The following is an 8,320-nucleotide window of genomic DNA, read 5'->3' as shown; positions in this document are numbered from 1 at the left end:
GCTCGCCGCCGGCCGCCTCTTCCTGCGCGGCAGCGGCGGGGGCCGTTGCCGCAGGCACAGGCGCGACCGCGGCGGCCGCTTCCGCATCGTCGCGCGCCCGCACCGCCTGCTCCAGGGTGGCGAGCGTGCTGCGGATCTTCTGGGCGTCGCCGCTGGCGGTGGCTTCTTCCACCGCCTTCGAGGCGTCCAGCACCGCGCGATCGCGCCCGGTGATGGCCGCTGCTGCCTTTTCACGCTCGGCGGTCTTGCGGTTGAAAGCTTCGTCGATCGGCCTGCGGAACGCATCCCACAGCTTCTGTTCCTGCTTGCGATCCAGCGGCACCGCCTGCGCCTCGGCCTGCCAGCGTTGCTGCAGGGCCTTCACGGCGTCGATGCGCAGGCTGGGCGCGTCGCCCAGCACGCGCGCTTCGTCGATCATGGCGTTGCGCCGCTCGACGCTGGCCTTCTGTGCGCGATCGAGCGGCCCCGCGGCCTGGCCGATCGCCTCCTTCCACTGCGGCTGCAGTTCGGCGAAGGCCTTTTCGCTCAGGTGGCCGGCCTCGCGCCAGCGGTCGGAGAACTGGTGCAGCGCGCGGTTGAAGGATTTCCAGTCACCCGGGTCGGCCTCCGCGTGCGCCGCGCCCCAGGCCTTCACTTCCTCGATCAGGGCGAGGCGCGCGGCACGGTGTTCAGCCGCCTCCGACTTGACCTTGTCCAGCCAGTCCTGCACCACCTTGTAGGCTTCGTTGCAGGCCTCGTCGAAGCGCTTCCACAGCGCGTGGTTGGGCGGACCGCCCTGGTCGACCTGCTTCCATTGCTCGCGCAGGCCGCGCAGCGTCTCCTGCATCTTGCGGCCGCCATAGCGCGGCTTGCGGGAGACCGGTGCGGGGACCGGAGAGGCCGCGGGCGATTCGGCTTCGGCCTCGGCCACCGCGGCATCGTTGCTGTCGGCCGGCGCTGCGGCTGGGGCCTCGGGCGCGGGGATGGTTTCGAACAGGGCTTCCGCCTTGGCCACCAGTTCCTGGCGCAGCTGGTCGGCGCGCCAGCGCTGCCACCCTTCCAGTTCGCCGGCGGCGCCGAGCGCGGCGTGCGCCTTCGCTTCGAGCTTGTCGTCGACGAGCTTGCCGTGTTCCTTGAGGGCGGCGCGCAGCGCGTTGGCCGCGCCTGCCGTGCCCTTCCCGTGACCCTGGCCGACTTCCTGTTCCAGCTTGGCCAGGGCGTCGGTCACCGCCTGCGTCGCCTTGGCGCGCAGCTCGGGATCGACCTTGGGCCTGGGCGGCCTGGGCGGCGCCGCCTCCAGGGGCAGGCCGCGGCCCTGCCGCAGTTCGTCGGCCCAGACCGGCACCGGCGGCAGCGGCGCATTGCCGTCGGCGGCGGCGGCGATGGCCTGCGCCAGCGCGTTCTGGAAGGCGTCCCACACCACCTGCAGCTGGCCGCGCGAGGCGTCCAGCAGCGGCGGAAAGCGCGGATCGACGCTGCCCCAGTTGGCGTCATCCAGCAGGACCTGCGCCTGCTCCTGCCATTGCGGCACGTCGACCCGCAGCGCTTCGGCCGCGGCCTCGGCGTCTTTCCAGGATTTGGTGGACAGCACCTCGATGCGCTGCGCCAGCAGCACGGCCGCCTCGCGCTGCACCTGCACGCGATTCTGCAGGTCGTCGATGCCCTTCATGCGCTCGGCGAGCTGCGCCTTGACGGTGGCCAGCGGCTCGCGGCTCAGGGGCGCACCGGCCTTGGCGGCATCGCGCTGCCACGCCATCGCGTCGGCGATGTTCAGGCGCGGCTGGGCGAGCAGGGTCGTCGCCTTCTCGGCCCATTCGGCGGCAATCGCCTCCTGGCCCTTGGCGCGCTTGATCTCGTCGAGCTTTTCGCGCAGCAGCCGCGCCGCGCCCTTGTCGCGCGCGCTGAGTTCGCGAAACACTTCCTGCATCTGCTCGGCACTCGGTTCACCGGCCAGCCAGTCGCGCACGCGCGCGGCTCGCTCGCCAGACGTCGGCGCGGAAAAGGCCCCCCCGGTCAGCGCGTCCAGTGCCTGGGTGTCGTGGGTTTTCAAGGTGCTCACTGCAGGATTCTTCGATGGGAAAGGAAAGCCCCCGGGCGGGGGCAAGGCCCGTATTCTCGCCGCGAATCGCGAACCCGGTGCGCCGGCACGCGCTGCGCGAAAGTACGCTCTCCAAAGAGGAAGCCCGGCCAGGAGCCTGAAGCTGCCTGCCGGGCTGGACGGGCGACCCGATGTCGATCCCGTCTGGGTCCGCAACACGAGCCTGGTGCCCGCATCGCGCCGGAAGCAAAGATTGCTTCCAAGTGGGGCCGGGGCTGCCACGGGATGTGGCCCTACCGGCTGACGTCCGATCGTTCGGACCTGCCCAAGTTAGGTGAGGACCGGCGCGATTGCAAATCGACTTTTCAATCGGAGGGGCAGGCCCGATTGCCCGCGCCGGGCCTTCAACTTTCCTGACGCCGTCCGGCGGCCGCCCCGCCGGGGCGACGAGCGGCTGTCGAGCAGGAACGAAAGACTGCCTCGCTCCGGTTTCGATAGCGCGGCCGGTGCACGTCAGGCTCCGGACGACACCGCGCTGCGGCCCGGGCCTACGGAACTTCCGGCTGGCTCAGCCCTAAATTGTCGAGTCGCTTATCATCCGTTGCACATAAGACCTCAGCAAAACATCCTTGACCCTGCATTTAGCGCCTGCCTAGAATCCGGCGCCTCCCTCGGGCTTCTTGCCCGGATCCGACCAGAAACCCGCTGCCGAACCCGGCGAATCGACGATGTGACAGGCCCCCGTCAGCACGACGAGGCCTCCGTCCCGATGGCGTACCAATCCAAACGAGGAGCCAGGTGAAGTGCCGCCCAAGCGGTGCGACCCCGGGTCCTTCGCGTAGAAAGGAAGTGCTATGACAGCGCTAGGAAAACTGGCCAGGGGCACGCAGACATTCCTCTGCGACATTGCCCAGGGCTTCTTCGAAATCACGCACAACGGCCTCGCGGTGGTGGGGCTTGCAGCGGTGTTTGCGGTGGCCACCCTGCTGGCCCGGCCCGACTTGCGCCAATTGGGCGAGTCGCAATTGACCACGTGGCTGGACGCGCGCAAGGCGCAGGCCATCGGCCTGGTGCCGGAGCTCGACGCGATTGATCGCGCGACGGCGCTGAACCCCAAGGACCTGCCCAAGCAGCAAGCCGCCGTTGCCTACTGGCTCAGCAAGAAATATCGGGTCGCCCCCGAGCCGCTCAGCGCGCTGGTGGCGGAGGCCTACGAGACCGGCCAGCGCACCCGCATCGATCCCACGCTGCTGCTGGCGGTGATGGCCGTCGAGTCCGGCTTCAATCCCTTCGCGCAGAGCAACGTGGGCGCGCAGGGCCTGATGCAGGTGATGACCGGCATCCACAGCGACAAGTACGAGAACTTCGGCGGCCGCCTGGCCGCGTTCGACCCGGTGACCAACCTGCGGGTGGGCGCCAGGGTGCTGCAGGAGTGCATACAGCGTGCCGGCTCGGTGCCGGCCGGCCTGAAGTTCTACGTCGGGGCGGCCCTGCTCACCGAGGACGGCGGCTACGCCGAGAAGGTGCTGGCTGAACACGCCCGGCTGCAGCAGGTGGCCAACGGCCGCGTCGTGCCGCTGACGCAGCCGCAGACGGTGCGCACCGTCGCCCCGGCCCCGGTCGTCCCCGAAGTGAAGGAGCAGGCCGACGTGCCTGCCGTGACCTCCTGAGCCCGGCGGGGGCGGCGCAGCGGCCGGTCGGCTAAACTCGCGCGGTACGCGACTGGCGATAGGCGGCCCTGCCCTGCGGCAAGGCCGCCGACGTGGAATCCACCGGGGGCACCGCTCCCGCTCCAACCACGGGGAAGCGTGCCGCGTCTCGCGCACGCGTTCCGCCGTTCGCCTGGGCAGCCCTCGTCGACGAGACAGGGTCCCCGTGAAGGACTGCCATGTACGACCGCCATATCCTCATCGAACAAACCGATCCCGAACTGTGGGCCGCCATCCAGGCGGAGAACCGCCGCCAGGAAGAGCACATCGAGCTGATTGCCAGCGAGAACTACGCCTCGCCGGCGGTGATGGCCGCCCAGGGCACGCAGCTGACCAACAAGTACGCCGAGGGCTACCCGGGCAAGCGCTATTACGGCGGCTGCGAGAACGTCGATGTCGCCGAGCAGCTCGCGATCGACCGGATCAAGCAACTGTTCGGCGCCGCGGCGGCCAACGTGCAACCGCACTCCGGGGCCCAGGCCAACGAGGCCGTGTTCCTCGCCTTCCTCAAGCCCGGCGACACCATCATGGGAATGAGTCTGGCCGAGGGTGGCCACCTCACGCACGGCATGGCGCTGAACATGAGCGGCAAGTGGTTCAACGTGGTGAGCTACGGCCTGAACCGGGAAGAAGCCATCGACTACGACGCGATGGAACGCAAGGCACGCGAGACGAAGCCCAAGCTGATCATCGCGGGCGCTTCCGCCTATTCGCTGCGCATCGACTTCGAACGCTTCGCCAAGGTGGCCAAGGAAGTCGGCGCGATCTTCATGGTCGACATGGCGCACTACGCCGGCCTGATCGCCGCGGGCGTGTATCCCAACCCCGTGCCGCATGCCGACGTGGTGACCTCCACCACGCACAAGAGTCTGCGCGGCCCGCGCGGCGGTTTCATCCTGATGAAGCCGGAGCACGAGAAGGCGATCAACAGCGCCATCTTCCCCGGCCTGCAGGGGGGGCCGCTGATGCACGTGATCGCGGCCAAGGCGGTGGCCTTCAAGGAAGCGCTCGCGCCCGAGTTCAAGGTGTACCAGCAACAGGTGGTGCGCAACGCGCAGGTGCTTGCCGAGACGCTGGTGCAGCGCGGCCTGCGCATCGTCAGCGGCCGCACCGAAAGCCACCTGATGCTGGTGGACCTGCGCTCCAAGGGCATCACCGGCAAGGAAGCCGAGGCGGTGCTGGGCGAGGCGCACATGACCATCAACAAGAACGCGATTCCGAACGACCCGGAAAAGCCGATGGTCACCAGCGGCGTGCGCGTGGGCACGCCGGCCATGACGACGCGCGGCTTCAGGGAAGAGGAAGCCCGCATCACGGCCAACCTGATCGCCGACGTGCTGGACAAGCCGCGCGAGCCCGCCAACATCGCCCGCGTGCGCGAACAGGTGAACGCGCTCACGCGCCGCTTCCCGGTCTACAAGTAGTGAAATGACAGCCCCCACGGTCGGCACTTCGTGTTCTCTCTGCCCCCCTAGGGGGCGCTCGCTTGCCTGGGGCGGCCCGGCGCGGCGCTCGTCATGAAATGCCCGTTCTGCAGCCATGCGGACACCCAGGTGGTGGAGACCCGCATGGCGGAGGACGGGGACTTCATCCGTCGGCGCCGGCAGTGCGCGCACTGCGAAAAGCGCTTCACCACCTATGAGCGGCCCGACGTCACCTTTCCCGCGGTGGTCAAGAAGGACGGCCGCCGCATCGAGTACGAGCGCGCCAAGCTGCTCGGCTCGATGAACCTGGCGCTGCGCAAGCGCCCGGTGAGCACCGACCAGGTCGACGGCGCGGTCGAACGCATCGAGGAAAAGCTGCTGAACCTGGGCGTGCGCGAACTCCCGAGTTCGCGCATCGGCGAACTCGTGATGCGCGAGCTGAAGAAGCTGGACAAGGTCGCCTACGTGCGCTTTGCCAGCGTGTATCGCAGCTTCGAGGACGTCGACGACTTCAAGAACGTGGTCGACGAATTTCGGCGCTAGCTGCGGCCTCTGCGCAGGTCGGCTGCCGCCGCTTCAGACGCAAGAGACAACAGTCGCCTTCTGCACGCGCGGGCGGCCCACCGCATTGAGCACGATCTGGCGTGCCGCCGCCGGCGCTGACGAGCTGAGGCACACGGTGAGCGTGCCGGCCTGGAAGCCTCCCCCGGTGAGTCGGGTGGTGCCGATGGCGCTATAGGAAACATAACGCTCCACCGGCGCGTTGCCCGTGACACGGAGCTGCAGGGCGAGGGGTGCGTGGCGCGCGATCACTGGCTCCGTGCTTTCACGCACGCCGTTGTTGTTCTCGTCCTGGAAGATGATCCAGCCCTGCTGCCAGCCGCCCGCCGTGCTGCAGCTGCTGCCTTCGGCGGACTTGCAGATCGTCACCCGCCGGTTGCGCGTGAGGGCTTCGGCGCGGGCCTGGCGCACGTCGGCGAAAACCTCCTCGGCGGCCGCGTTCAGCGCGCTGGTGCGCACGACGTCCTGCACCTCGGGAATGGCCAGCCGCAGGCTGCTTGCGATGAGGGCCAGGCCCACCATGGCCTGGATCAGCGAGCTACCGCGCTCGCCTGCGCGCCGGAGACATTCCATGCATCCCACGATAGGCGCGGGCCCGGTTCGCTCCCGGCAAGGAATGCCCCGCCGGCGAGTGATCGGCGAGCACGCCCCCTGTAAAAAGCTCTCAGCGTTGCGGCTCTGCGCCGAAGCGCCAGCAGTTGTCGCTCGCTGTATCGAGCTGGCCGCCATCGTCGAAGCACAGGCGCGAAGTGATCTGCGAAGCGACCGGCTTGCCGTCGAGCGAGGCCGGCGCGAAGCGTACACCGGTGACCGTGTGCGCCAGCAGGGCCGCGATCTCGGGACGCAGCTCGTAGGGCACGACCTCAGCCCGGGTCACGGTGCCCTGTTCGTCGATCCACATCTTCACAAGCAGCTTCCGTCCCTCGATCCTCGTGCCGGCGAGCTGGCTGACATCGGGGGGGTCCTGCGGCAGCGGCGGCGTGGACCATTGCTCCTTGGTGAGAAACACCGGCGGGTCGTGGCGCTCGGGCGTGACCTTGTCGGCCGGCGCGGGTGCTGCCGGGCGGGCGGCTTCCTCGGTCGAGGCCGGGGCAGCCGCAGCCGTGACCGCAGGCGGGGGCGACTCGGCGGGCGGTTTCGGGACAGCAGCCGCAGGGGCGGCGGCAACGGCGGGCGCAGCCACGGGCACAGGCGGTGCAGGCTCCAGTTGCGCGTGCTGCGGATGCGGCTGCACCGCCGCCGCAGAAGCCACGGTGACGGAAGTGGAGGCCTGTCGCAAAGTGGCGGTGAATACGATCCTGAGCGGCGGCTCGTCGGCCCTGCGCTCGCGCGGCATACGGATCGCGGCCAGCAACACAGCGTGCAGCAGCAGCGACACAAGCGCCGCGACCGCCAGACCGCGCGGCCTGCCATCGCTCCCCGCAGACCACGCCCGCCCCCGCCCGCGGGCGCCCGTTTGCAGTGCTTCGTTATGCACTTTTTGCGTGACCTTTCCTGCTGACACCGCCGGTCAGGCTCGCCGACCCACCTATCGGATCCGCTCCGGAGCCCGCCGGATTACAGCATATGCTGCGGCGCAAATCCCACTGGAGACGGCCCGCCCGCCGACCGAGAACGATGCCCAGGAACAGCAGACAAGCCGGTTTCACGCTGATCGAACTGATGATCGCGATGGCGGTCATGGCCATCCTCACCGCCGTCGCGCTGCCCAGCTACACCAACTACGTGCGCCGCGGCAAGATCCCGGAGGCAACCTCCAACCTCATGGCGCGGCGGGTGAAGATCGAACAGTTCTACCAGGACAACCTCAAGTACACGGGAGCGCCCGGGCTCACTCCCCCCGACACCACCAGCAGCAAGTTCTTCGACTTCGCGGGCACCGCCACCGACACCACTTACACGCTGACGGCCACCGGCAAGAATTCCATGGCTGGCTTCGTGTACACCATCGACCAGGCCAACAACAAGGGGACCACGGTGACCGGCGTGCGCGGCTGGAGCAGCAACGGTAGCTGCTGGGTCACGAACCAGGGAGGCCAGTGTTGATCGCCCGGACGCGTCAGGCAGGCCTGAGCCTCATCGAACTGATGATCGGTGTGGCCGTGGTGGCCGTGTTGCTGGTCCTGGCCCTGCCCTCGATCGGTTCGGCCATGCAGAACCGCCGGGTTCGCGCGGGCGCCGAAGCCGTGCAGACCGGCCTGACGGTGGCGCGCGCCGAAGCCCTGCGGCGTAACCGGAACGTCAAGTTCCAGTTGCAGGCCGGCAGCAACAGCTGGGTGGTCGGCTGCGAAACGCCCGACGCGGGCACGGACTCCACGACCGGTGAAGTGCTCTGCCCCCAAACCATCCAGTCGCGCAACCAGCAGGAAGGCTCCGCCCGCGCAGCGGTTACCACGTCGCAGCAACTGTCCGGCGGCGGTAGCGCTTCGAGCTCGACGTTCACGGACACGCTGTCGTTCACCCCGCTCGGGCGTACGACCACCGCAACGCTGCCCGCCGGCAACGTCGCGGTGTTCGACGTCAGCAGCCCGATGGACACGTGTGCGGCTGCGGGCGGCGAGATCCGCTGCCTCCGGGTGGTCGTCACATCCGCCGGCCAGATCCGCATG

Annotated in this window: 8 protein-coding genes and 1 riboswitch; of the genes, 5 read left to right on the top strand and 3 right to left on the bottom strand. The window is 68.9% G+C overall.

Annotated features, from left to right (window positions below; translation table 11 throughout):
* The coding region (locus tag JWP60_RS19985) for a DUF349 domain-containing protein (protein ID WP_299795263.1) at window positions 1-2,038 on the bottom strand (2,038 nt) is incomplete at its 3' end.
* A gap of 833 nt (window positions 2,039-2,871) precedes the next feature.
* Here JWP60_RS19985 and JWP60_RS19980 point away from each other — a divergent pair.
* The 3 genes from JWP60_RS19980 (at window position 2,872) to nrdR (ending at window position 5,693) form a co-directional block, all read left to right on the top strand.
* Window positions 2,872-3,687: a lytic transglycosylase domain-containing protein gene (locus tag JWP60_RS19980; protein WP_299795261.1), complete on the top strand. Its 816-nt coding sequence runs from the start codon at window positions 2,872-2,874 to the stop codon at window positions 3,685-3,687.
* A gap of 38 nt (window positions 3,688-3,725) precedes the next feature.
* Window positions 3,726-3,872, top strand: a riboswitch (ZMP/ZTP riboswitch).
* Window positions 3,873-3,905: 33 nt separating this feature from the next.
* Complete coding sequence (glyA, locus tag JWP60_RS19975) at window positions 3,906-5,150, top strand: serine hydroxymethyltransferase (protein WP_299795259.1); 1,245 nt, start codon at window positions 3,906-3,908, stop codon at window positions 5,148-5,150.
* Between the two features lie 93 nt (window positions 5,151-5,243).
* Window positions 5,244-5,693 carry a transcriptional regulator NrdR gene (nrdR, locus tag JWP60_RS19970; RefSeq protein WP_299795257.1) on the top strand — a complete coding sequence of 150 codons (450 nt, stop codon included), beginning with the start codon at window positions 5,244-5,246 and terminating at the stop codon, window positions 5,691-5,693.
* A 33-nt stretch (window positions 5,694-5,726) separates the two neighbouring features.
* On the opposite strand, the gene JWP60_RS19965 is transcribed toward nrdR, so the two are convergent.
* A complete protein-coding gene (locus JWP60_RS19965; RefSeq protein ID WP_299795255.1) occupies window positions 5,727-6,284 on the bottom strand; it encodes a GspH/FimT family pseudopilin in 558 nt (185 codons plus the stop codon).
* Between the two features lie 91 nt (window positions 6,285-6,375).
* A complete protein-coding gene (locus tag JWP60_RS19960; protein WP_299795253.1) occupies window positions 6,376-7,089 on the bottom strand; it encodes a hypothetical protein in 714 nt (237 codons plus the stop codon).
* Window positions 7,090-7,328: 239 nt separating this feature from the next.
* Here JWP60_RS19960 and JWP60_RS19955 point away from each other — a divergent pair, with 239 nt between their 5' ends.
* Entirely contained in the window at window positions 7,329-7,757 is a 429-nt protein-coding gene (locus tag JWP60_RS19955; protein WP_299795251.1) for a type IV pilin protein, read from the top strand.
* Window positions 7,754-8,320, top strand: a 567-nt coding sequence (locus tag JWP60_RS19950) for a GspH/FimT family pseudopilin (RefSeq protein ID WP_299795249.1), incomplete at its 3' end; no start/stop codon positions are given. The genes JWP60_RS19955 and JWP60_RS19950, both read left to right, overlap by 4 nt.

Origin of the sequence: Ramlibacter sp. (assembly GCF_028291745.1) — a bacterium.
Lineage (GTDB): Bacteria > Pseudomonadota > Gammaproteobacteria > Burkholderiales > Burkholderiaceae_C > Ramlibacter.
Note: the sequence above shows the minus strand (reverse complement) of the source record. Positions and strands in the feature narration are given on the sequence as shown.

Coding starts and splice junctions, on each gene's coding strand:
- JWP60_RS19980 (WP_299795261.1), top strand. CDS start 2,872: ATGACAGCGCTAGGAAAACTGGCCAGGGGCACGCAGACATTCCTCTGC.
- glyA (WP_299795259.1), top strand. CDS start 3,906: ATGTACGACCGCCATATCCTCATCGAACAAACCGATCCCGAACTGTGG.
- nrdR (WP_299795257.1), top strand. CDS start 5,244: ATGAAATGCCCGTTCTGCAGCCATGCGGACACCCAGGTGGTGGAGACC.
- JWP60_RS19965 (WP_299795255.1), bottom strand. CDS start 6,284: ATGGAATGTCTCCGGCGCGCAGGCGAGCGCGGTAGCTCGCTGATCCAG.
- JWP60_RS19955 (WP_299795251.1), top strand. CDS start 7,329: ATGCCCAGGAACAGCAGACAAGCCGGTTTCACGCTGATCGAACTGATG.